This is a genomic window from Deltaproteobacteria bacterium, from assembly GCA_016709225.1.
In the GTDB taxonomy this organism is placed as follows: domain Bacteria; phylum Myxococcota_A; class Polyangia; order Nannocystales; family Nannocystaceae; genus Xiheibacterium; species Xiheibacterium phototrophicum.
Map to the genome: position 1 here is coordinate 1,310,855 of JADJEE010000012.1, position 24,048 is coordinate 1,334,902.

At 71.1% G+C, this 24,048-nt stretch carries 20 protein-coding genes and 1 pseudogene; 12 read left to right on the forward strand and 9 right to left on the reverse strand.

Features of this window, described 5'->3' with window-relative positions; translation table 11 throughout:
- The first annotated feature begins 13 nt into the window (after positions 1–13).
- A complete protein-coding gene (locus IPH07_30375) occupies positions 14–1,540 on the forward strand; it encodes a trypsin-like serine protease (GenBank protein ID MBK6921742.1) in 1,527 nt (508 codons plus the stop codon).
- Here the strand turns inward: IPH07_30375 and IPH07_30380 are convergent.
- A pseudogene (locus tag IPH07_30380) lies at positions 1,433–1,799 on the reverse strand (helix-turn-helix domain-containing protein). The gene IPH07_30375 and the pseudogene IPH07_30380 overlap by 108 nt on opposite strands.
- 41 nt (positions 1,800–1,840) lie before the next feature.
- On the opposite strand from IPH07_30380, the gene IPH07_30385 reads away from it, so the two are divergent.
- From IPH07_30385 to IPH07_30400, 4 genes are all read left to right on the forward strand, one after another.
- Positions 1,841–3,301, forward strand: a complete 1,461-nt coding sequence (locus IPH07_30385) for a hypothetical protein (protein ID MBK6921743.1) — start codon at positions 1,841–1,843, stop codon at positions 3,299–3,301.
- A 96-nt stretch (positions 3,302–3,397) separates the two neighbouring features.
- Positions 3,398–4,486, forward strand: a complete 1,089-nt coding sequence (locus IPH07_30390) for a hypothetical protein (GenBank protein MBK6921744.1) — start codon at positions 3,398–3,400, stop codon at positions 4,484–4,486.
- A 79-nt stretch (positions 4,487–4,565) separates the two neighbouring features.
- Positions 4,566–4,970, forward strand: coding sequence for a hypothetical protein (locus IPH07_30395; protein ID MBK6921745.1), 405 nt, complete (start codon positions 4,566–4,568; stop codon positions 4,968–4,970).
- A 47-nt stretch (positions 4,971–5,017) separates the two neighbouring features.
- Positions 5,018–5,284, forward strand: a complete 267-nt coding sequence (locus tag IPH07_30400; protein ID MBK6921746.1) for a hypothetical protein — start codon at positions 5,018–5,020, stop codon at positions 5,282–5,284.
- Positions 5,285–5,311: 27 nt separating this feature from the next.
- Here the strand turns inward: IPH07_30400 and IPH07_30405 are convergent, their stop codons facing one another.
- On the reverse strand, positions 5,312–5,722 hold the full coding sequence (locus IPH07_30405) for a hypothetical protein (GenBank protein MBK6921747.1): 411 nt from the start codon (positions 5,720–5,722) through the stop codon (positions 5,312–5,314).
- On the opposite strand from IPH07_30405, the gene IPH07_30410 reads away from it, so the two are divergent.
- Together IPH07_30410 and IPH07_30415 are read left to right on the forward strand one after the other, a co-directional pair.
- Entirely contained in the window at positions 5,667–7,223 is a 1,557-nt protein-coding gene (locus IPH07_30410; protein MBK6921748.1) for a DUF4215 domain-containing protein, read from the forward strand. The genes IPH07_30405 and IPH07_30410 overlap by 56 nt on opposite strands.
- Positions 7,224–7,747: 524 nt before the next feature.
- Complete coding sequence (locus tag IPH07_30415; protein ID MBK6921749.1) at positions 7,748–8,584, forward strand: tetratricopeptide repeat protein; 837 nt, start codon at positions 7,748–7,750, stop codon at positions 8,582–8,584.
- Between the two features lie 94 nt (positions 8,585–8,678).
- Here the strand turns inward: IPH07_30415 and IPH07_30420 are convergent, their stop codons facing one another.
- On the reverse strand, positions 8,679–8,921 hold the full coding sequence (locus IPH07_30420; protein ID MBK6921750.1) for a hypothetical protein: 243 nt from the start codon (positions 8,919–8,921) through the stop codon (positions 8,679–8,681).
- 62 nt (positions 8,922–8,983) lie between these two features.
- Here IPH07_30420 and IPH07_30425 point away from each other — a divergent pair, with 62 nt between their 5' ends.
- Positions 8,984–9,283, forward strand: coding sequence for a hypothetical protein (locus IPH07_30425; GenBank protein MBK6921751.1), 300 nt, complete (start codon positions 8,984–8,986; stop codon positions 9,281–9,283).
- 51 nt (positions 9,284–9,334) lie between these two features.
- Here the strand turns inward: IPH07_30425 and IPH07_30430 are convergent, their stop codons facing one another.
- The 4 genes from IPH07_30430 to IPH07_30445 all read right to left on the reverse strand — a co-directional run bounded on the left by IPH07_30430 (position 9,335) and on the right by IPH07_30445 (position 15,622).
- A complete protein-coding gene (locus IPH07_30430) occupies positions 9,335–12,181 on the reverse strand; it encodes an AMP-binding protein (GenBank protein MBK6921752.1) in 2,847 nt (948 codons plus the stop codon).
- A complete protein-coding gene (locus tag IPH07_30435; protein ID MBK6921753.1) occupies positions 12,160–13,017 on the reverse strand; it encodes a hypothetical protein in 858 nt (285 codons plus the stop codon). Before IPH07_30435 ends, IPH07_30430 begins: the two co-directional genes overlap by 22 nt.
- Positions 13,008–13,949 carry an ornithine carbamoyltransferase gene (gene argF / locus IPH07_30440; protein ID MBK6921754.1) on the reverse strand — a complete coding sequence of 314 codons (942 nt, stop codon included), beginning with the start codon at positions 13,947–13,949 and terminating at the stop codon, positions 13,008–13,010. The genes IPH07_30435 and argF overlap by 10 nt, the downstream gene beginning before the upstream one ends.
- A 95-nt stretch (positions 13,950–14,044) precedes the next feature.
- Complete coding sequence (locus tag IPH07_30445; protein MBK6921755.1) at positions 14,045–15,622, reverse strand: hypothetical protein; 1,578 nt, start codon at positions 15,620–15,622, stop codon at positions 14,045–14,047.
- Positions 15,623–15,738: 116 nt separating this feature from the next.
- Here IPH07_30445 and IPH07_30450 point away from each other — a divergent pair, with 116 nt between their 5' ends.
- Positions 15,739–17,400 (forward strand): IgGFc-binding protein, encoded by a 1,662-nt coding sequence (locus IPH07_30450; GenBank protein ID MBK6921756.1) that lies wholly within the window; start codon positions 15,739–15,741, stop codon positions 17,398–17,400.
- On the opposite strand, the gene IPH07_30455 is transcribed toward IPH07_30450, so the two are convergent.
- Positions 17,401–18,126, reverse strand: a complete 726-nt coding sequence (locus IPH07_30455; GenBank protein MBK6921757.1) for a hypothetical protein — start codon at positions 18,124–18,126, stop codon at positions 17,401–17,403.
- A gap of 296 nt (positions 18,127–18,422) precedes the next feature.
- On the opposite strand from IPH07_30455, the gene IPH07_30460 reads away from it, so the two are divergent.
- On the forward strand, positions 18,423–19,253 hold the full coding sequence (locus IPH07_30460) for a hypothetical protein (GenBank protein MBK6921758.1): 831 nt from the start codon (positions 18,423–18,425) through the stop codon (positions 19,251–19,253).
- A 12-nt stretch (positions 19,254–19,265) separates the two neighbouring features.
- On the opposite strand, the gene IPH07_30465 is transcribed toward IPH07_30460, so the two are convergent.
- Positions 19,266–21,095, reverse strand: coding sequence for a hypothetical protein (locus IPH07_30465; GenBank protein ID MBK6921759.1), 1,830 nt, complete (start codon positions 21,093–21,095; stop codon positions 19,266–19,268).
- Between the two features lie 268 nt (positions 21,096–21,363).
- On the opposite strand from IPH07_30465, the gene IPH07_30470 reads away from it, so the two are divergent.
- Together IPH07_30470 and IPH07_30475 are read left to right on the forward strand one after the other, a co-directional pair.
- Positions 21,364–22,269, forward strand: a complete 906-nt coding sequence (locus tag IPH07_30470; GenBank protein ID MBK6921760.1) for a DMT family transporter — start codon at positions 21,364–21,366, stop codon at positions 22,267–22,269.
- A 93-nt stretch (positions 22,270–22,362) separates the two neighbouring features.
- Positions 22,363–23,865, forward strand: a complete 1,503-nt coding sequence (locus IPH07_30475) for a von Willebrand factor type A domain-containing protein (GenBank protein MBK6921761.1) — start codon at positions 22,363–22,365, stop codon at positions 23,863–23,865.
- The last annotated feature ends 183 nt before the right edge of the window (positions 23,866–24,048 follow it).

The following is a 24,048-nucleotide window of genomic DNA, read 5'->3' on the forward strand; positions in this document are numbered from 1 at the left end:
CGTGATGCTGGGCGTGGTGGCTTCGTGGTGGTGGTGGGCGATGGCGGCGCAGCTGCAGGCGGTCGACGATCCGCAAGCGCTGGTCGGTGGCACCGAGGCCGGCGTCTGCGCGTGGCCCACCGCGGTCTCCGTGGGTGGCTGCAGCGGCACGCTCATCCACCCCGAGGTGGTGATCTACGCGGCGCACTGCGGTGCCGGGGCCACGCAGGTGGCGTTCGGCGAGACCTCGACGGGTGCGCGCGTGGTCGCGACCTCGAGCTGCGCGACCCATCCCGCGTTCGTCGAGCCCGGTGGCGACGACTTCGCGTACTGCGTACTCGCCGAGCCGGTGACCGATCTCGCGATTGCGCCGGTTCTCATGGGCTGCGAGCTGCAGATGCTCGCCCCCGACGTGATGCTCACGACCCTCGGCTTCGGCGGCGCCCCCGACGGACCGGCCGGCATCAAGCGCTGGGTCGAGATGCCGATCGCGCAGGTCTTCCTCGACACCGCGATCCTGCACGCGGGTGGCGACGGCGTCTCCCTGTGCGGCGGCGACTCGGGCGGCGGCAGCTTCGTGCAGCTCTTCGACGGCTCCTGGCGCCTCGCGGGCGTCAGCTCGGCGACGATCGGCACGCCGTGCACCGACGCGCAGGCGTTGCTCGCGATGCCGTTCAACGGCGTCGAGTGGATCGAGGCGAGCTCGGGCATCGATGTCACGCCGTGCCACGACGCCGACGGCACCTGGAACCCGGGCACGGGCTGCCAGGGGTTCGCGCAGGATCCGGCCACCGGCGTGGGGGCGTGGCCGAGTTGCGGCACCGGGCCGGTGTCGGGCTACGGCTCGAGCTGTGGCGCGCCGTCGGGCGGCCCCGACGATGTCACCGCACCGCTGGTGGAGATCGTGATGCCGATCGATGGCGCCACGTTCCCGCTCGATGGCGACGCCGCGTCGGTGGTCGTGACGATCGACGCCAGCGACGAGGGCTGGGGGCTCTCGCACACGCTGCTGCGGATCGACGGCGTCGATGTACCCGGCAGCATCGACGACGTCATGCCCTTCGAGATCCCCACCCTCGACGTGCCCGAGGGCGCCTACGAGCTCGTCGCGGTGGCGGTCGACTGGGCCGGCAACGAGGGCCTGTCGGCGACGCACGCGATCGTGGTCGGTGATCCGCCGATGTCGACGACGGGAGACGACGGCAGCGGCAGCGGTGACGCCGGCGGGACGTCGGCGACGAGCGACGGGTCGAGCTCGATGGGCACGAGCGGTGGCGATGCGACCGCGAGCACGGGGGCCGACAGCTCGGGGGGCAGTGGCGGCGCGCCGCTGGACGGCACCGAGGGTGGCGACTCGGGGTGTGCGTGCGGCGTCGCGCGTGGGCGCGGCGAGGCGCTGCCGTGGATGGTGTGCGTCGTGTTGGGCGGCCTCGCCGTCCGGACCAGGGCCGCTTCAACGAAACGCCGCGCGGTACGAGCGTGGGCTGGTGCCGACGACGCGCTGGAAGTGGGCGCGAAAGGCCGCGATCGAGCCGAAGCCGCAATCGTCGGCGACCCGTGACATCGCATGCTTGGTGCGCTCGAGCAGCTGTTGGGCACGGCGCACGCGTGCACGCAGGATCCACTGCGTCGGTGAAGTGCCGACCTGCTCGCTGAAGCGGCGACTCTAACGTCCGCGTGCTCATGCCGGACCTCCTGCGCGCCGCGATCCTCGGGCTGCCGGATGAGTTCGTCGTTCGGCTGTGCGGTCTGCGATGCGATCCTGGCGGCGTGGTTCCTGTGCGACGCGCCGGCGGTGCTGCGATCGCGCCAGGTCGCATCCACGTAGGACCTGCTACGCTGGCGGACCCGCGCGTTCGCCATGACGGAGCCCGCCGCACCACCACGCTCCCGCGTGCGTCGCATCGTCGGAGTCGCGATCGGCCTGGTGGTGCTGTCGTGGCTGCCCGAGCCGTCGGTCGCGGTGCCGCCCGGGCCGGACGGTCGCGCGTTCGCGTGGGACGCCGATGCGATGTTCGCGGAGCTGAAGCGCCGCTTCGAGACCAGCCGCGAGCACGGCTGCGTCGACGCCACCGACGAGCTCGAGCCGCTGCTCGCCGCACTCGAGCGCGAGCCGCCGGCGCCCGATGACGCCGCGTGGGATCGCCTGCAGCAGCACCTGTTCGAGCGCTTCGCGGACGCGGGCGCGTGCCCCGATCGCATCGGCGAGCTGCTCGCGCTGCGGGCCCGCGTGCGCACGGTCGCAAAGCGAGCCAGCCGCGCGTGGCCGCCGGGGCCGAAGACCCGCGATCGGCTCTACCGGCTGCTCTACGGCTCGCGCGCGGCGCTCGAGGAGGTGCTGCTGCAGCTACGCCCCGACGATGTGCCCACGCTCGAGCACGGCACCGAGGTGGCTTCGGCAACGCCGTCGCTGGTGATCGAGGGCGTGCGCGTGCACAGCGGTGACATCCTGCTCTCGCGCGGCGGTGCGCCGACCTCGGCTTTCATTGCGCGCGGCAACGACTACCCCGGCAACTTCTCCCACGTCGCGCTGGTGCACGTCGACGCGCGCACCGGCGAGGGTGCGGTGATCGAGGCCCACATCGAGCGCGGCGTCGCGATCACGGATGCCGCCGGCTACCTCGCCGACAAGAAGCTGCGCATTGCCGTGCTGCGCCTGCGCGCCGACCATCCTGCGCTGCTCGCCGATCCCCTGCTGCCGCACCGCGCCGCCGCGGCAGCGCTGCACGAGGCCCGCGCGCGCCACATCCCCTACGACTTCGCGATGGACATCGCCGATCACCGCGCGCAGTTCTGCTCGGAGGTCGCGGCCGCGGCTTATGAAGCCCACGGCGTGCGGCTGTGGGATCAGCTCTCGACCTTCTCGTCGGGTGGCCTCGCCCGTTGGATGGCCGCGCTCGGCGTGCGCGAGCTCCAGACCCAGGCGCCCGCCGACCTCGAGTACGACCCCGCGCTCGACGTCGTCGCCGAGTGGCACGACGCCCGCACGCTGCTCGACGACCACATCGACAACGCGGCGATCGACGCCATGCTCGAGCAGGCCGAGGCCGGTGCCGTGCTCGAGCACGACTGGCGCCTGCTGCCGCTCGCGCGCGCGATGAAGGCCTACAGCGCGGTGCGGGTGCTGCTCGGCGGCGAGGGGCCGATCCCCGAGGGCATGTCCGCGACCGTGGGCCTGCGCGCGCAGTGGCTCGCCGCGCGGCATGGGGCGATTCGCGAGCGCGTGCGCGAAGCGGTCGCGCGCGCGCAGATCGAGAGCGGCGCGACGCCGCCGTACTGGGAGTTGGTCGCGCTCGCGCGCGAGGCCGCCGCCGCGCAGTAGCGGGCACAGATGCCGATGTCGCGCCGCAGCGGGTCCGGTGACGCAACCGAGCTCGATCGGTCGGTTCCCTGCAAGTCGCACAGGCGATTCACGTTCATGCCAAAGATGCGAGTGCTCGACGCCCTGGGGTTCGTCTCGATCTCGCTCGCCGTCGGCGCGTGCGAGGGCAGCGACGAGCTTCCGGTCGAGCACACCGAGCACCTCGACGTCTATCCCAGCGACGAGGACCGCGTCTGCGCGGGCACGCTCGACGACATGGAGGCTTCGATCGCCGCGTTCACGGACTTCCTCGGCGTCGAACTCGAGTCTCGCATCACCGTCTACTATGGCGGTGGTGCTGTCGAGGAGCACTGCCCGGCGACCGCCAGCGGGTGCGCTTGGCCGGTCGATGCGCACGCGGCCGTGGCCACCCTACCTCAATCGGTCGACCACGAGCTCGTCCACGGCGTCCGTTACGCCACCGGCATCCGCGGCCGCCGGTTCTTCGAGGAAGGCATCGCCGTCTACGTCTCCGCGATCTTCTCGCGCGGGTATGAAGTCGGTGGCACGCCTACGGGCGCAGATGCTCGCGGGCCGCTGCAGCTCTACGACCTACCCTCGAACGAGATCACCGCAGATGACTACCCAACCGCGGCCAGCTTCACCCGCTGGATGTTCGAGACCAGCGGCGACGCACAGGCCCTCGGATTCCTCGAGGACCCCCGCTACGCCGATGCAAGCGACGTCGATGGAGCCTTCATCGATCATCTCGGACAACCCATCGCCGACGCCGACGCACAGTGGCGCAGCTCTGGCGACGACATCGACACCTTCGGCGAGCGCTGCAGCGGCGCGATCGAGCGACCGTGGTCGGCCGACGGCTTCGTCTTCGAAGGCGTGCTCGACTGCGCCGACCACGACACGCTCGGCCCCGTGAACGGGTCGATGAGCCACCGTACGCTCTGCATCGAGATCCCTGCGGCGATCACCCTCGACGTCGCGCTCGAGGGCGCCGCCGGCGATGTCTACCTCGGCTCCGATGGCTGCGCCGCCAGCCAAGGCCTCGGAGCCGAGGCGTACCAGGACAAGCATGTCGACGCCGCGATGCTCGAGCGCCACGAGTTCGCGGCGTGCAGGTGGATCGTCGTCGTCAACGGCGAGCCGGATGGTCGCGGCGGCGCGTTCACGCTGCGCATGACGCCGTGATGGTCGAAGCGCATCGTCGAGCGGCGCGGACACGACGGCCGATACCACCGCCTTCGCCGATGCGAGCAGCGAGGGCACGATGACCGGCGACACCACGGACGACGGAACCACCTCCGCGGGTGTCGACTGCGCGCTGCCGGCCGCGAGCTCGTGGGACGAGGGCTTCGACCGCCCCGACGCCGACGAGATCGGGAATTGTTGGATCGAGAAGACTCCGGCGGTGTGGCAACTCGTCGCCGGCGAGGTCACGTCGCCCGGTGTCGGGGCGACGATGCCCGGCGATCACCTCGTATGGCGCGACGGCCTCGTCAGCGCGGACGTCGAGGTCAAGCTCGAGTTCCGCGTTCGATCCCCGGATCCGCCCAACGAGCCCCATGTGCTGGCGCGGCTGACCGACGACGCACTCCAACCGGGCGGCGCCTACCACGGCTACGCGCTGCTCCCCCGCGCAGCCAAGGGCGGCACCCCGATGCAGCGTGCATGATGCGATTCGACGGCGCTCGAGATTCCGGCGAGCAACGCTGCGAGAACTTGCCTGCGCCCCTCGAGATCGGACCCACACGCCATCGACTGGTGCTGCAGGTCACCGGCCCCGGCCCGGTGCTGATCGACGGTCGGCTCGACGTCCTGCACGACGGCGACCAGGACTGGACTCCCCTGCTCACGCTGCAGCAGTGGCAGGACACCTCCCCCGATCAGATCGTCACGGCCGGTACGGCGGGCTTCTCCGGCGGCAGCGTGATCGACGTGCTCGACAACTTCGCGATCGAAGGCGTGCAGATCTTCACCTTCGGCTGAAGCCGCAGCACGCCCGACGCTAGCCTGTCACGCGCGCCGTCGGGCCACGCGCGCGACGATCACCACCACCAACGCGACCAACGCGACCAGCCATACCGCCGCGAGCCACAGCCAGTGCAACGCGACGTACGGCGGCGCGTGCATCGTCATCACCATGTGGCCGAGCAGGTACGGAGCACCGAGTATCACCACCACCACGAGCCGGCCGACCGAGTGGTCGAAGCTCAGGGGGCGGACGATTGCGTAGAGCACCGCGACCTCGACGGTGAGCAGCACCGAGAACCACGCGACCCCGCTCGTCGGATACGGATGCGGCAGCGGCACGCCCTGCACGTTCAGCAAGTAGCCATCCACCCGGGTGCCGGCCCAGACCAACACCGCGATGCCCCCAAGCCACGCGAGCAGGAAGGGGACCAACCGTGGCAACGCCTTCGGCATGCGACGCCATCGTAACAGCCGCGAGCGACCTGAGACGCCGCATCACGGCGCCGGCGTCGTGGAGAGTTGCAGCTGTTCATGTAGTGGCGCCCGCCGAAGCGACAGTGTGCCGACGATCGAACGGCACGTTCGTATCGTGGCGCCGCGCATCGTGATGGCGAAGTCGTTCGCAAATCGCTATTGGTCGGCCATGCCGTCGAAGGTTCATCGCAAGCGACTGCTCCACTCGCTGGGGGCCGGGCTGTGGGCTGTGGCGTTCGGCTGCGGACCAACGATCTCGGGCGCCGACGGGTCGCAGACAACGACCGGCGAGGTGTCCGGCACGGCGGATGGCTCGACCGCGGATGCAGACGACCAGGGCGACGCGGCCGACGACGAGTCCGGTGCGCCGCCGAGCGTCTGCGGCGACGGGATCCAAGCGGCGGACGAAGCGTGCGACGACGGCAACACGACCAACGCCGACGGGTGCAGCGCTGAGTGCTTGGTGAGCGGCACGCTGCTGTGGAGCCTCGAGCTCGATGCCCAACAAATGGGCTACAGCGTCGGCATCGATGCCCGCAACGGCGAGGTGTACACCGCGGTGCAGGTCTATGAGGGGCCCGCTCCGGCAATCATCGCGTCGCGGGTCGATCGTCAGGGCGCGCTGCTGAGCAGCTACTACGACTTCGGCGGCTTCTCGGACGTCGACCTCGCCCGACAGCCCATCGCGAGCACGTCGCAGGGGCAGATCATCGCCGGCTACATCACCGTGCCGGCCGAGGGTCGACCTACCGACAGCCGCCGGGCTGCGGCGCAGATCGACTTGGAAAGCGGCCCAGTGTGGACCCACGAGACGATGCAACGGTGGCCCAAGTTCTTCGGCACGATCTGGCGCGACGACAGCGCCTTCATCTTGCACGCCGTCGATGTCGAGGATGGCGACATGCTGGTCATCGACTGGTTCGGCGCCGACGGAACGCACCTCGGCGAGTTGCCGTTGGGTGTGACGGTCGCCGAGGCTTCGCCGCTGGGTCACGGGGCCCTGATGTCGCAGCCATACTCGCCATCCTTGAGCGTGCTCGCCGTCGATCCGAACAGCCTCGCGATCTCGCTGCATACGGCACGACTCCCAACGCCAGGCTTCGTGACGCCGCCGCCCTGGTACGTCGAGACGGTGGCGATGGTCACGCCCGGCGCCGCGCCGAGCCGGGCCTTCGCCCACAGCCTCGAGGTGGTGGTGTGGACCGACGACGAGCGGATCGCCCTCGACGCCCAGGACCACATCCAGCCAGCGACGCGCCGCAACACCGTCGGCACCGTATTGGCGTCGTTCGACGTCGGCGTCGCGCTGGTCGAAGACTCGACGATCTCGGTGCACGACACCGGTGAAGTCGAGCGCTGGCGCGCGGCAGCGCCCCTGTATCCGAGGTACGCACGCGCCGACGGAGACGCCGGACTCTTCGTCCTGTGCGACGGCGACATCGCATCCGGCGAGGTGACGCTCTCGTACTTCGTACTGTAGCGCGGCAGGCCGAGTCAGTACGGCGGCGGTGCCATACGAGCGGCAACACCTCGACCGCCAGCGCGCTTCGCTTGGGCAGCCATGTGCCATCGCGCAGCGCCTTGCGGGTCGAAAGTTGTTCGTCCGCCAGCCGCTCGGGATGGTCGCGTGCCTGCGGGTGAAAGCCATCACTGCGGCCGCCGTTCTGCACGGCGCGGATGTTCGCTGGGTTGCACCGTCTGCGTCGCGCCGTGCTCCTTGCCGTGCTGGGCAGTGCGGCCTGCTGTCTCGACGCGCGGACGAGGTCTGCCTCGAACACCCCACTGCACACGCGTGACACCGTGCGGCCGCGGATGGTGCTCGAGCCCCATCCGGTGCTGCAACTCGTCCGTTCCGAGCGGCTATCGAGGAACCCACCACCCGCGCCCGCTGCCACGCCTTCCCCGCGCACCGACACGCCCGAGCGAGAGCCGTCGACGGACGAGGCATCCGAAGCGCGAGACAGCGCGGACGACGAGACCGATGACGAACCTGCGTCGGCCGCCGTGACCGAGGGCGACGTCCGACGCGTCGTCGTGCGACGCCGACGCTTCGCCACGACCACGGACCTCATCGCGGCGATGGTTCGCCGCGCAGAGCCGCGACGGCCCCGGCAGCTCCACGGCGACCGCATGATCCTCCGCGCATCGGCTGCGGCGTGCCACTGCGACGGCGACATGACCGAGCTCGCGCGAGTCCAGGCGGCCATGCGGGCGCTCGTACGCAGCGCGCGGCCCAGCCTGAAGCGCTGCCTCGGCGAAGCGATCGCGGACGACCCTCGCGTCATCGTGAAGGCGCCGATGACCCTGGTGATGACGCAGGCGATGCTCTTCGGCCCGATCGTCCACCGGTTCACGCCCGAGTTCGACATCGGCCCTCGCGGCGTGCAATTGCGGGACCTCGGCTGGCCCGACGCGCCCGCGGCCCTGTCGACGTGCCTGGCACGCGCCCTCGACCATGCGCGTGTCGCCGACACCTCGCACATTCACGCGCAGCACCGCGTACGCCTGCCGCTGGTTGCGTTTTCACAGCGCGCCGAGACCCACGAGCCTCGCGGCATCCACTGGATGCTCTCACTGCAGGCGGCGGCGATGGGCTGGCTGCACTACGAGCGCGGCGAGATCGAGGAGGCGCTCGCGTACTTCGAAGATGCCCACTGGGTGTACCACGAAGGCGAGTACCTCTACCTCGTCGGACTCGCCCATGAACGCCTCGGCGCACACGAGCGGGCCGCGTCGGCGTTCGAGCGATTCCTGCGCGAGCGGCCCTACGCGCCCGAGGCCGAGCCCCTGCGCGCGCACATTGATGCACTCCGTCGACCGCAGTTCGCCGTCGCCGACTGACATCGCAGCGCCATGCCGACCAGCGGCATGTCGTGCAGCGCGCCCTGCACGAAGATGTGCACGTCGCTCGGCCGCGCGCCGCTGGACGAGCCTCTCACGCGCCCCCGCTCGTCGGATACGGATGCGGCAGCGGCACGCCCTGCACGTTCAGCAAGTAGAGGTCCACCCGGGTGCCGGCCCAGCCCAGCACCGCGATGCCCCCAAGCCACGCGAGCAGGAAGGGGACCAACCGTGGCAACGCCTTCAGCATGCGACGCCATCGCAACAGCCGCGAGATCGCGGGGCCGGCGTCGTGGGTTGCGTCCGCTCCGATGCTCCCAGAGGCGATCGCGTCCACCGACGTTCTCGGGTCGTGCAGGGGGTGCGCAACCAGGTCGCCCGCGGTCCGTCTGACAAGCGATGGGCCTGCTGCGTTTCGTGCTCCAGGGAGTCGGCTGGCGGGTCGGTCGCGAGATCGCAGAGGAGGGCATCGACGAGGTGCGTGCGCGCACCGATGCCGAGCCGCCGCCGCCGTCCGCGGCGGAGCGCGCCCGGGTCGCCGCCCGCGACGCTCGGGCGCATGCCAAGGCCGAGCGCGTGCAGGCCCGCGAGCGCGAGGCGGCGGTTCGGGCGGCGGAGAAGGCCAAGCGCGAACGCGATGCGCAGATCGAGCGAGAGCTCGAGGCACTACGACGCAAGATCGATCGCGACCAGGCTTGATCGCGCGCGTCGTCGAGCATGGCGACCGTTCGCCCACGCCCGACGCCCCGCTCACCCCGCGCCAGGCACGGCGATGTCGGCCGCGAACAACCGCGGCTCGTCGACATGCTCCGCAATCGCGGCCGCCGCGGCATCGCGCAGCGCGACCACGTCGGCGACCTCGCGACCCGTGGGCTGCAGCGCCGGCAACACCTCGACCACCAGCGCGCTGCGCTTGGGCAGCCACGTGCCATCGCGCAGCGCCTTGCGGGTGCCTCGCATCGCGCACGGCACCACCGGCACGTCGTGCTCGCAGGCGAGCCGGAACGCGCCCAGCTTGAACGGGCGCAGGCCGATCTCCGCGCTGAAGGTGCCCTCGGGGAACACCAGCACGCGTCGACCCTCACGCAGCAGCGCCACCACCTGCTCGAGATCGGCGAGCGAGCGCGCGGTGCTGTGACGATCGACGAACAGGTGACCGAGCCGGCGCAGCACCACACCGACCAGCGGCGTGTCGCGCAGCTCGCCCTTCACGAGGATGTGCACGTCGCTCGGCAGCGTGGCCGCGGCGACGATGAAATCGAGGTAGCTGCAGTGGTTCGCGACCAACAGCGACGCGCCCTCGGGCAGCGACGCGGTGTCGATCCGCCGCGGGCGCAGGCCGGCGAGCGTGAGCGCGAGCGTGGCCTCGAAGCTCGCGAGCCGCCGTGCCGGCGCGCCGGCGGGCCAGATGCGCCCGAGCAGCAGCGCCATCAGGCAGACGCTGCCGATCGCGAGCGCAGCCCACAGGCCATACGCCAGCGCGAGGCCGCCGCGCAGCCAGCCGCCGATCCGCGACGGCAGCCCGCGCAGGTACAGCCCCGCGGCCTGGCGCGCGAACGATCCGTGGCGCTGCTCGAGCGCGCCCTCGAGCCACAGCGCGCGCGTACGGGCGCGCTGCACCTTGCCACTCGAGGTCTTCGGCACCACGCCGGGCGCCACCAACACCACGCGATCGGGCGGCACACCGACCCGCGTCGTGATCGACTCGACCACGCGGCCGACCAGGCTCTCGCGGCTCACCGCGTCGCGCTCGCGGGTCTCGGCGACCACCACGATCTGCTCGGTGCCGGCCTCGTCGTCGCGCTGCGCGAACGCGACCACGCAGCCCTGGCGGATGCCCGCGACCATCGCGGCGGCCTCTTCGATCTCGTGCGGGTAGTAGTTGCGCCCGCCCTTGATGATGATGTCCTTCGCGCGACCGACGATGAAGAGCTCGCCCTCGGCGATGTAGCCGAGATCGCCGGTGTCGACCCAGCCGCCCTCGCGCTTCACCGCCGCAGTCGCATCGGGCCGACGGTAGTAGCCCTTGAAGGTCGAGGGCCCGCGGAAGCGCACGACGCCGCGGCGGCGCTCGGGCAGCGGCACCTCGTTGGCGTCGACCACCTGGATCTCGTGGCCAGGCACCGCACGGCCCACGCCGACGAACGACAGCGCGTCCGCGGCCTCGCTGGGCACCGCCATGCCCTCGGCCTCGAAGCGCGCGCGATCGATGCGATCGATGCGCGGCGGCCGTGACACCGGCGGGAACGTGACCGCGACCATGTTCTCGGCCAGGCCGTACGCGCAGAAGATGGTGTCGCGCCGCAGGCCCACCGCCTCGAAGCGACCGACGAAGCGATCGAGTGTCGCCGGCAGGATCGGCTCCGAGCCGTTGAGGATCGCACGCACGCGGTGCAGGTCGAGGCCGACCAGCTCACTGGGCTCGATCCGCTTCACGCACAGATCGAACGCGAAGTTCGGCGCCACCGAGCAGGTCGCCCGATAGTCGCTGAGCGCCGCGAGCCAGCGGCGCGGCCGCGACAAGAACGACAGCGGCGACATCACCACCGTCGGCACGCCCCCGAACAGCGGCATCAGCCAGCCGGCGATGAGGCCCATGTCGTGGTAGAGCGGCAACCAGCTCACGAGCACGTCGCTGCCCACCAGTGCGCAGCCGGCCGCGGCCGCGCGGATGTTGGCGAGCACGTTGGCGTGGGTGAGCTCGACGCCCTTGGGATCGCCAGTGCTGCCCGAGGTGTACTGGATGAGCGCGGTGTCGTCGGGGCCCAGCTCGGCCTGCGCAGCGCCGACGGGCGACGGCGCGGCCTCGCGGGCCAAGCTCTCGACCGCGAGCACGTGCTCGATCGAGGCCACACGATCGCGGGCGATCTGAGCCACCCGCGCAGCGCGATCGAAGGTCACGAGGATCTGCGCCTGCGCGTTGTCGAGGATGCCGGCGCAGCGCGCCACGTACTCGGCGATGCGATCGAGCCGCATCGGGGGATAGAGCGGCACCGGCACGCCGCCGGCCATCAAGGTGCCCATGAAGGTCGCGAAGTACGGCAGCCCGGTCGGCAGCATGATCGCGACCGTGCGACCGCGCTCGAGCCCGCGGGCCCGCAGCGCGCTGGCCATCGCGGTGGCGGCAGCATGCAACGCGCGGTGGGTGACCGCGGTCGCGGTGCCGTCCTCGTCTTCGAGCACGATGTGCACGCGATCGGGCTGCAGCCGCAGGTGGTACTCGAGCAGCTCGACCAGCGTGCGCGCCTCCATCGGCGGTGCGACCGGCGGCTCGCGGCTCAGCAGCGCGGCCCGGTCGGCGGCCGTGCTGGCGACCGACGGCGACGAGCCGCGCGCCGGCGCGCCGAGCAGCTCCAGCAGCTGGCGCACCGAGTCGACCGTGCCGAACGCGGCCTCGGGCAGCCGCACGCCGAGGTCACGCTCGACGCGGACCGCGAGCTCGACCCGCTCGAGGCTGCCCAGGCCCAGCTCGCGCTCGAACGAGGTATCGAGGCCGATGCGGCCGACGCCGCGGCCATCGCTCAGGTCGACCACCACCGCGCGCACGATCTCGAGCACGCGGGCGGTCGCGTCGGTCAGGTCAGGCTCTGCACCCACAGTCGTTGGCTCTGCGGCCCCTCGCCGCGCTTCTCCACGCGGACCAGACGATAGCGCGCGCCGGCCTCGATGTCGTCGTGCAAGCCGCGGATCGACGCCGGATCGTCGACATCGATCGCTCGATCACCGCCGTCACGTTCCCGTTGCCATCCGGGGTGCAGCGGCGCGACCAGGCGCGCCCAGTCGACGTCGATCCGATACGTGAACGTGTCGGGATGGGTGTGGGCCGGCGTGTAGGCGTTCAGCAGCAACATGTCGCCCAGCGACAGGTGCAGGTTGAGGCTGCTGCTGGTCCACTGGGTCGCACCGTACTGCTGCACCGCACGCGCCAGTCGCATCGCGTAGATCTTGGTGATGGTGCCGATGCCGGGCAGCGCCTCGGTCGAGGTGACGTAGTTGCACGACGAGAGGTTGTGACCGAACCATGCGCCGTCTTGGGCGCAGCGGATCGCGACCCACATCGACAGCGGCACGAAGGTGTCGTCGTGCTCCGAGGCCTCCACGCGATAGGCCTTGCGCAGGTCGGGCCCGAGTTCGCGCGCAGGCCGTCCGAAGCCGAACACGATGCCGGGGAACTCGCCGCAGTCGAACAACACCCACCGCGGCATGAGCATCTCTTGGCCGCCGAACGAGAACGCATCGAGGTGGTGCAGGCCGTCGATGACGTGGCGGCTCGACAGCCGCGTCGGATCGTAGATGTGCTCGGGCGCCAGCCGCAGACCGAACGGCGCCAGGTCGAGCGCGCCGTGGTTGGCGGGGTACGTGACGAGGTACGGCTGGCAGTCGCGCAGGATGTCGGCGTAGCGGGGCGAGAGCGCGTCGGGCCTCAGGTCCACGATGCGCCTCCGAGCAGGAGCAGCAGCACGGCCTTCTGCGCGTGCAGGCGGTTCTCGGCCTGGTCGAACACCACCGACCACTTGCCGTCCATCACCGCCTCGTCGACCTCCTCGCCGCGATGCGCGGGCAGGCAGTGCATGAACAGCGCCTTGTCCTTACCGGTCGCGGCCATCATCTTCGGCGTGACCATGAAGCCGTCGAGCTTGGCGATGAGCGCCTTGGCCTGTTCCTCCTCGCCCATGCTCACCCAGGTATCGGTGTAGATGACGTCGGCGCCGACCACTGCGCGCATCGGATCGGTGTCGACCGTGACGGTGGTGCCACCGGCCTTGGCGTCGTCGCTGGCGCGCGCGAGCACCTGCTCGTTGACCGGCAGGCTCGTCGGCGAGCTCACGACCACGTTCATGCCCGCGCGTGCGCCCGCGAGCATCAGCGAGTTCGAGACGTTGTTGGCCGCGCCGACATAGACCAGCTTCTTGCCCGCCGTGGTGCCGAGGTGCTCGCGAATCGTGAGCAGGTCGGCGAGCGCCTGGCAGGGGTGGAACATGTCGGTGAGCGCGTTGATGATCGGGATCGAGCCGTACTCAGCGAGCCCGTCGATCTGATCCTGACCGAAGGTGCGGATGACGATCGCATGCACGAACCGCGACATCACCTTGGCGGTGTCCGAGACGGTCTCGCCACGACCCATCTGCATGCCGGTGCCACCCGAGGTCGACAGCGACAGCGCCTGGCCGCCGAGCTGGTGGATGCCGACCTCGAACGACACGCGGGTGCGCGTCGACTGCTTGGCGAAGATCATCGCGATCGACTTGCCCGCGAGCTTGGTCGCGTACGCGGCGGGGTCGCGCTTCACGGCTTGGGCGAGGTCGATCACGCGGGTGGTGTCGGCCGCCGAGAGATCCATCAGGCTGCGGAGGTGTCGGGTCATGGCCGGCACATGCTCGGGCCAACCGCAGCGATTGGAAATCGGCCCCGACGGCCGCCCCCCCGGGTCGTACGCGTGCGAAGCGTCACGACCCCGCGTCAGAACGGCTCGCGGGCAAGCACGCGGTAGATCCCGCCATCGAGCTGGTCACCCCGGGCGATGACCGCCTGGAAGTAGAGATACGTCTCGCCCCCGGGTTCGCGCGAGAGGCTCGGCTCACCCAGCGCGACCACCGAGCCCGCGGCGAAGTCGGGCACGTTCATCGCGAGCTGCGTGAGCACCGGATCCCACGCCATCGGGTCGGCGGGGTCGGTGCCGATCATCGTCGCGGTCGAGATCGCCGCGGTGTTCTCGGTGAAGTAGAGCGTCAGCTCGACGGCGTCGTACCACGGCTGGATCTCGTCGACGTCGTCCTGGCAGAAGCCGACCATCGCCGCCGCATCGAGCGGCGCGTCGAGCCCGTCGGGCGCGCCGGCGAACCACAGGTTGAGATCGGCGGAGCCCTCGTCGTCGAACCACAGGCCCATCGCCCCCAAGCCGGGGTTGCCCTGCGCGCCATCGCGATCGGCGAGCTCGAGCGGCGCGACGCCGTCCCAGGTGGTGACGTTGGTGTCGGGATTGAAGACGCCGAGCGTCCATGGCGTGCCGAAGCTGGCGGTGCTGGCGAGGAAGACGTCGTTGTCGAGGGTCCCCTGCGTGACCAAGTCCTCGTAGAGGCGATGCGCGAACACCAACTGCGCATTGCCGCCCGCGGGATCCTCGACGAACTGGAATCCGAACGGCGCGCCGGTGAAGCCGTCGTTGTCGAGCGCGATCGGGAACGCTTCATCGAACGCACCGCCCTCACCGCGGTGGAAGCCATAGGCCGCCACCGGCGGCAGGGCCCCGACGTCGATGTCGATCACCGACGGCACCTCGTGGGTGATCTCGGTCGGCGAGACGATGCGATCGGCGCCCGGCATGCCGGGCCGCTCGGGCTCGGCGTAGGGGCCGATCGCCGCGTTGCAGGCGGGGTTGTCGACACCCGACGGCGTCCCGCTGCACTGCGGCACGCCGGCGGCGTCACCGAACAGGCAACAGTAGAGATCGACCGGCGAGTACGTGCCGACGATCAACCACTCGCCGTTCGGACTCACCGTGATCGAGTCCTCGGTGCCGTCGGTGTTGACCAGGCCGCGGACCTTCTCGGCGTGGGCCCAGCGGTCGTCGACCTGCGGCAGCACGAGTGCGATCGTCGTGCCCTCGGCGGCGCCGGCGTCGGCGGTCAGCCGGACCTCGCCCGAGCCCGAGTCGCCGGGGAGGTTCGGCACCACGTTCGCGTGGAAGCGGCCGCCGCCGAGGGACTCGATGGGGCCGACCGTGCCCGGGCTCGCACTCATCGTCACGCCCTGCCCCTGCCACGGCTCCGAGGTGGCGTCGAACACCGCGACCTCCACGTCGATGCTGCCGTCCGCGGCGCGTTCGAGGAAGAAGGCGAGTGTCGCGGCCTCGGGGATCCCCGCGCTGCTCTCGGAGCCCGACTCGGCGCCGCCGCTGCTGGAATCCGCGCCGAGCGTCGACGTCGGCGACATGGTCGTCGACGCGGTGGTCATGACGGTGGTGCCCATCCCACCCGAGCTACTGCTCGAGTCGGCGGCATCGCCGTCGTCGCCGCGACAACCTACGAGGACAAGCACCGTCGACCACCGAAGAACCCCGCGCATGTGCGACCCAGTCTACGCCGATCGCCGCCGGCGTGCGCGCGCGCAGCTTGCCTCGCCAAGACGGGCAGCGACCGTGATATCCAATCAGGATGATCCGTTGGTGTCGTCTGCTCCCTTGCTCGACGCTCGCGCTGCTCGCCTGCCAGTCCGAGACCGCCAACCAGACCGGCACCGACGACGGACCGAGCTCGTTGAGCGCCACCACCGATCCGGGCGCCAGCACCGGCACGGGCACCAGTGGCGCGGGCCCGGGCACCGTGACGGTGGCGAGCACGGTCGGCGGCGGCGACTCGTCGTCGGGCCTGGGCCCCTTCGATCCACCGGTGGTGTTCGACGTGATCCCGCCGCCGCCCGTGGATCTCGGCACCGGCGCCGAGGGCCCCGTGATCCCGGAGGACTGCGAGCAAGCCTCCGCCGGTGAGAGCACGGTGGGCTGCCTGTTCTACGCGGTCGATCTCGATCAATACGACTCGTCCGAGAACGACCAGTACGCGATCGCGGTCTCGAACGTGCAGCTGTCGGGCGCAGTCGACGTGGTCGTCGAGCAGAAGGTCGGCGGCGCGTGGCAGATCGTGGATGGGCCGGTGAGCGTGCCGTCGCTCGACCTCTACACCTTCATGCTGCCGGATCACCACCACCAGGGCAGTGGCGTGATGGAGGGCGGCACCTACCGCGTGACCGCCGAGCGGCCGATCATCGCCTACCAGTTCAGCCCGTTCACGCAGGTGTCGGCGACCTCGGACGCGTCGATGCTCTACCCCGCGAGCTCACTCGACACGCTGGCCTACGTGCCGCACTGGGGCGGCGGCCAGGGCGGCTCGTCGTACATCACCATCGTCGCGGTCGAGGACAACACCAACGTCGAGGTCACGCCGACCGCCAACACGCTGTCTGGCAGCGACGTGCCCGCCGGCAGCGCGGGGGTGCCGTTCATGATCTCGCTCGACGAGGGCGACATCGCCGAGGTGATGGCTTCGGCGCCCAACATCTCGCTGACGGGCACGCGCATCGAGAGCAACGCGAACCATCCCATCGGCATCTTCACCGCCCACGAGTGCGCCAACATCCCCGCCGCGGTGTACGCCTGCGATCACCTCGAGGAGCAGCTGAGCGGCGTGCGGTTGTGGGGGCGCGACTTCGCAGCGGCCCGCGTGCCACCGCGAACCGCCGGCAACCCCGAGACCTCGCTGTGGCAGATCCAGGCCAGCGAGGACGGCACCACGGTGCACCTCGACGCCGACGCCGCGGTCACCGGGCTGCCACCCTCGCCGCTGCAGATGAGCGCCGGCGAGACCGTCGAGTTCTACGTCGGCGGCACCGGCGACCAGCCCGGCGACTTCATGATCCAGTCGGACGCACCGATCGCGGTCATGAACTACATGACCGGCGCCGACAACCCGCCCGCCAGCGGCCTGGGCGATCCCGCGATGGTGCAGCTGAGCCCGCTGCAGCAGCTGCTGCCGCGCTACGTCGTGATGGTGCCGAACCAGTGGACCACCGACGTCCTGGTGATCACGCGTCCCTCGGGTGTCAGCGTCGATCTCGACGGCGACACCATCTCGGGCACGGAGTTCACCGACATCGACAACGGCGCGTACCAGGTCGCGCGCATCGTGGTCGAAGACGGCGTCCACACCCTCGAGGCCGGCGAGGGCTTCTCGGTGGTGGTGGTCGGCTACGACGAGTACGACAGCTACGCGTACCTCGGCGGCACCGGGACCGGGAAGATCAACCCCAACCCACCGGGCTGATCACGACGGCATCGGCGGCTCGTCGGCTTCGACGGGCGCGTCGTCCTCGGGGTCGCCGACGCCGGGCAGCGGCGCAGGGGTCGGCGCGGGCGCCGGCTCGGCGGGAGGCTCGGCGGGGCGCGTCGCGCTCGGGTCGCCCGACGCACCGCTGCCGGGGGTCGAGGGCGCAGGGGCACTCGGTGTGTCGGCGGCGGGTGCCGCCGGCAGCGACTGGATCACGTCGGCAGAAGGTTGCCTGTGGCTCGGTCGCGCCGCGCCCGAGGCCGTGCTCGTGTGGGTCGCAGGCTCGCGGGTCGATCCGGCGACGCCCGACACCGCGGACGGAGCCACCGCCGTCGTCGTGCTCGCGCCCGCGTGCGGCTTGCCGCGGCGCGCGACCGGAGCCGCCGCGAGCGAGCGCGTGTACGCGACCGTGATCGCGTCGGTGCGCACGGCCTCGACCACTGCGACCGTGGAATCGAGTGAAGCCCGCAGCTGCGGCTCGAGCACGGGCACGGCGTCGGCATCGTCGCCACCGCCGGCCACCATCGCGATCACCAGCGCGAGCAGGCCACCGGTGGCCGCGGCGACGAACAGGCCCCGCGACGCGCGGTTGGGCTGCAGCCCGTGCATGGTCGCGGCGGGCCGCTCGGCCGACAGGTCCACCTCGAGTGCGACCTCGGTGTCGCCGGTGCGCGGCATCGCGATCGCGAGCTCGGGGGCGTGGGGGTCCGACGTGGTCGTCATGGCGCTCTCACTTCCGACGCACGACTGCCATCCGGGGCTTCCGGACGAGGTCGGCGGCAGCGGAATCTAGTGCCCCGATCGGGGCGGCGCAACTTTGGGGACGGGCTTGCGCGACGCCGGAGTGCGGATCGCCGCGCTTGCGCGCCGGAGCCGACGACGCCGATGTGTTATGCCTTGCACCGATGACAGGATGGTTCGCGTCGTCGGGTTCGCGCACGCGTCATTTCGGCCCGCGCCGCGCAGCAAAGCGGTGCGCCGTCGCACTGGTGGCGTCGGCGTCGTGGGCCCAGGCGCCCGTGCTGGCGCGCGCACACGGGCCGGCACCCGCGGTCGCGGAGCCCACGCCCGTCGAGCGCGAGACGTCGGCGACCCCGGCGCAGCCGGCCGCTGCGCCCGCCCCGATCATCGGCGACGACGAGGTCGAGCTGGTCGGCGGTGGCTTCCTGCGCGGTCGCATCGTCGAGCTGCTGCCCAACGAGCGCGTGGTGCTGCTCGTCGATGGCACCGGTGAGCGGCGCGAGATCCCCTGGGCGCAGGTCGCCGACGTACGACGGGGCCGTGGCACCGGCGACACCGAGGCCCCGGCGTGGCCGCGCGAGCCCGGCCCCGCATCAACACCGCCGCCGGCCCACGGCCCCCGCGTGCACCTGTCGCTGACGCGGGACAAGCCGGTCACGCTCTACGAGGTGCGCAGCGAGGTGATCGCGGGTGGCTACAACGCGTCGCTCTACGGCATGAGCTTTCGCAGCGTGTGCACGGCCCCGTGCGATCGCGTGATCGATGGCGGCGGCGGCCAGCAGTACTTCCTCGCCACCGGCGAGGGCGTGGTGTGGACGGCGTCGCGCAAGTTCACGCTCGAGCAGGCCAGCGGTGCGCTCGACATCGCGGTGCGCCCGGGTGGCCGAGGCCTGCGGATCGTCGGTGCGATCCTCCTGGGCATCGGCATCGGCGCGGCGATCGGCGGCAGCATCCTCGTGATCGGGAGGTCGACGCGGACCGCCGGCTTCGGACTGCTCGGCGCAGCGGTGCCGGGACTCGGCGCGGGCATCCCGATGACGATCCTCGGCCGCACGCGCTACCGCATGGGTGAGCGCGTGCGCGAGGGCGACGAGCGCGACGACCCCTGAAATGGCGCCGCGTCAGCAGGTGAGGCCGCAGATGCTCGCGACCTCGCCGACGCACTGCGCGTCCCAGCCGAACGTGCAGCAGAAGCTGTCCTGCGCGCAGATGTCGGCCACGCAGGTCCCGAGCCCAGTGTTGTCGCAGCCGCTGGCGAGCGCGTTGCCGGTGAGGCACGGCGAGTGGGCGCAGCTCGTGCACGACCAGTCCGAGCAGTACTCGACCACCTCCGCGATGCACTGCGCATCCCAGGCCGTGGTGCAGCAGAAGGCATCGAGCGCGCAGATGCTGCTCACGCACGACGAGCAACCGTTGGCGAGCGCGCCCGCGTTGGCGCACAACGAGTGCGCGCAGCCGCAGCCGTTGTCGGCGGCGCCGTTGCAGTCCTCGTCGAGACCGTTGCCGCAGATCTCCGCGGTCGGGAACACCGTCTGCGCGCAGGCCTGCGCGCCGTTGCTGCAGGCAGTGACGCCGGTCGCACAGGCGCCGGGGATGCCCGTCGCACAGCCATTGCCACCGCCCGGGTTGCCCTCGTCGACGCCGCTGTCGCAGTCGTTGTCGAGGCCGTCGCAGATCTCGGTCGACGGATTGACGTTCTGGTTGCAGACCACGCTACTGCCGACGCACGCGGTCGTGCCGGCCGCGCACACGCCGAACTGACCGGTGCTGCAGCCCTGGCCGCCGCCGGGGTTGCCCTCGTTGGTCATGCCATCGCAGTCGTTGTCGACCGCGTCGCAGACCTCGGTGCCGGGCTGCTGGTTCTGCACGCACTGCAGCGCGCCACCTGTGCACTGATGGACGCCAGCGGCACAGATGCCGAGCAGCCCGGTGTTGCACATGCCGCCGCCGCCGGGGTTGCCCTCGTCGACGCCGGTGTCGCAATCGTTGTCGAGTCCGTCGCAGGTCTCCGCGCCGGCGGCGGTGTCCTGCACGCACGAGAGCGCCCCCGACACGCACTGCTGATGTCCCTGCGCGCACACGCCGACCAGGCCGGTCGCACACGCTGCACCGCCACCGGGGTTGCCCTCGTCGGTGGCGGCATCGCAATCGTCGTCGAGTCCGTTGCACGACTCGCTGCCCGGCAACACGTCGCCGTCGCAGCTGGCCGGCCACGCACCGCCGACGCAGGTCTGCGTGCCGCCGACGCACACGCCCACGTCCTGCGTGCCCATGGGACCGCCGTAGCAAGGCTGTTGCTCACCGTCGAGACAGCTGCAGCCCTCGTCGATCTCGGCGTCGCAGTCGTCGTCGAGGCCGTTGCAGATCTCGGTCGCGGGCTTGCCGGGCACACACCGGGCGGGCTCACCATCGGCGCAGGTGTCGACTGTCACCTGGCAGATGCCCTCGCCGCAGGTCTCGCTCCCGAAGTCCTCGTCGATGTCGCCATCGCAGTCGTCGTCGACGCCGTTGCAGGCCTCGTCGATCGGCGTGAGCTCGTCGGCGCACGAGCCCCAGCTGCCCGCATCGGAGCACTGCTGCTTGCCTGGGTGGCACAGGCCGACGCCCTGGGTGCCCTCGGGCCCCGAGTAGCAGGACTGCGTCGCGCCGGGGTTGCAGTCGCAGTCCTCGTCGACCGCGTCGTCGCAGTCGTTGTCGACACCGTCGCAGATCTCGGGCTTGCAGTCGCTGCCACCGCTGGTGCTGTCGGCACCGTCGCCGCCGGAGCTACCGTCACCGGAGCCGCTGCCGTCGCCCGCGGTGACACCGGTGGTGACCTGCGTCGCACCCGAGGTCGCAAGCGTATCGGACTCGGCACCGCCGAAGCTCGTCACCGAGAGATCGGTCCCGCCGGCGCACGCCGCGAGGCTCGCCAGACCGACCAGACACAATCGCTTCGCACGGATGCGCATCGCGTTGGTCAGGCTATCACGCGTCCGCGCAGCGACCGAAGTCGACGACGCTCGCGTTCACCGGCGACTACGCACGACGAGCATGTCGCCGCGGTGGGCAACTTGCGACGAGGCGCCCGCAGTGGTGAGTTGGCTTGCCGACGGTGATGCCTGCGATGGCGCGAGTCCGCCCCCGCGCACCGTCGATCGCACCTTGGATGGGCCCCGGGCCCGCCCTACGCGTTGGTCGCTCGCGCCGTCCGAGACCGGCGCATCATCCCGGTCGATCGTGCTCCTCGGCCTCGCAGGTGAGCTCGCAGCGCTGGGCACCGCCGTCTGCTGGACCTTCACCGCGCTGTGGTTCACCGCCGCGAGTCGCCGCGTGGGCGCGCTGCCGGTGAACCTGCTGCGCATGCCGGTCGCGTTCGCCTGGCTCGCGGCATGGGGGCTGGTGACCCGCGGACACGCGCTGCCGAGCGACGCCAGCGCCCACGCGTGGACGTGGCTCACCGCATCGGCGCTGGCCGGCTTCGCGCTCGGCGACCTGTGCCTCTTCCGCGCCTTCGTCTTGATCGGGCCGCGACTGGCGTCGCTGGTGATGGCGACCGCACCTGCCTTCACCGCCGTGATCGGCTGGCTCGTGCTCGACGAACGGCTCGAGGCGCTGGCGATCCTCGGCATCGCGTTGACGGTGTCGGGATTGATGATCGCGATCCGCGAGCGCACCGCGGCACCGACGACGTCGCCGGCGACAGAAGTCGGCGCGCCCGCCCGCGGGCTCGTGCTCGCGCTGCTCGGCGCGCTCGGCCAGGCGCTCGGCTTGGTGCTCGCCAAGCACGGCATGGGCGACTACGACGCATTCGCGTCGACGCAGATCCGCGTGTTGGTGGGCGCGGTCGCGTTCGTCGCGATGACCACGGCTGCACGCGGCTGGCCGCAGGTCCGCGCGGCGCTGCGCGACCGCACCGCGATGCTGCGCTGTGCGCTCGGCGGCACCTTCGGCCCGTTCCTCGGCGTGGGCCTGTCGCTGTACGCCGCGCAACACACCGCCGCCGGCATCGCGGCGAGCCTCATGGCCACCCAGCCGCTGCTGGTGATCCCGTTCGCAGTGTGGCTGCAGGGCGAGCGTGCCGGCCCGCGCGCGGTGGTCGGTGCCGCGATCGCGGTGCTCGGCGTCGCGCTGCTGCTGCGCTGACGCGCTCGCGGACCGCACCAGGACCGAGGCCAGGCCGAACCATGACCGTCCGCCACGAACCGGGCGCCGCGTTCGGTCGTCTGCAATTGCACGATGCAACGCGCCTGTTCGACCCGCCTCCTCGTCGCCCTCGCCATCCTCGGTTCCGCATGCTCGCAGCGCGAGGCCTCACCGAGCCACTTCGATGCACGGCAGGGCCACCCCGAGCCGGCCGCACGGATGGAGGAGCGCAAGGCCGAGAGCCGCGAGGACTACACCCGCATCGTCGAGAACGCGGTCGTCGCAACCAGCACCGACGCGGTCTCGACCTTCTCGATCGACGTCGACACCGCCGCCTACAGCAACATGCGCCGATTCCTGCGGGACGGCACGCTGCCGCCGGCCGACGCGGTGCGCATCGAAGAGCTCATCAACTACTTCACGTACGACTACGAGCGGCCCACCGGCGACGAGCCCTTCGCCGTGCACGCCGAGGTCGCGCCGTGCCCGTGGGCCAGCGATCACCAGCTGATGCGCATTGGCCTGGCCGCCCGCGCGCTCGACGAGTCCGCGGTGCCCACCCGCAACTTGGTGTTCTTGCTCGATGTCTCGGGCTCGATGAACGACCCCGACAAGCTGCCACTGTTGCAGCGCGGCCTGGGCATGCTGGTCGACACGCTACGTGAGGGTGATCGCGTCTCGATCGTGGTGTACGCAGGGGCCTCGGGCGTCGTGCTCGAGCCGACCTCCGACAAGGCCGAGATCATGGCTGCGCTGCAGCGCCTCCAGGCCGGCGGCGCCACCAACGGCGGTGCCGGCATCGAGCTGGCCTATCGTCTCGCCGAGGGTAGCTTCGTGCAGGGCGGCATCAACCGCGTGATCCTGGCCACCGACGGCGATTTCAACGTCGGCACCACCGACCAGGCGGCACTGGTGGAGCTGATCGAGGCCAAGCGCGCGTCGGGTGTGTTCTTGAGCGTGCTCGGCTTCGGCACCGGCAACCTGAAGGACTCGACGATGGAGATGCTGGCCGACAAGGGCAACGGCAACTACGCCTACATCGACTCGATCGCCGAGGCCCGCAAGGTGCTCGTGACCGAGGCCGGCTCGACCCTCGTGACCGTCGCCAAGGACGTGAAGATCCAGGTTGCGTTCGACCCCGAGCAGGTCGCGTCGTACCGCCTGGTCGGCTACGAAAACCGCATGCTGGCGGACGCCGACTTCATCGACGACCGCAAGGACGCCGGCGAGATCGGTGCCGGCCACACCGTCACTGCGCTCTACGAGATCGCGCCGCGCTCGCGCGACGCCGCCACGACCCTCGCATCGGTGAAGCTGCGCTACAAGCAACCCGACGGCGACACCAGCGTCGAGCGCAGCCTCGAGGTGCACGGCAGCGACATCGCGCTGCCGGCTGCCTCGGATGACCTGCGCTTTGCCGCCGCGGTGGCCGAGTTCGGGCTCTTGCTGCGTGACTCGGCCCACCGCGGCGACGCCAGCTTCGCGCAGGTGCTCGAGCTCGCCCGCGGTGCGCTCGGCCGCGATGCCCGCGGTCTGCGGGCCGAGTTCATCACCCTGGTCGAGCGTGCGCAGGGGCTCTCCCACGCACGTGGATGAGGGCTCGGGCGGGCCGTCTGGCCCGCCGATGTCGCCCGTAGATCGATTCCCGGGCGACGTCCGTTCCTCCAGCCTGCGTGCCAGCCCAGAGCCCCATCCGCCCCGCGACCTTCCGCCTCTCCTGCGCCGCCCTGGCCTGCCTGACGCTCTTCGCGGGCTGCGGGCAGGAGGCACCGGCACCCG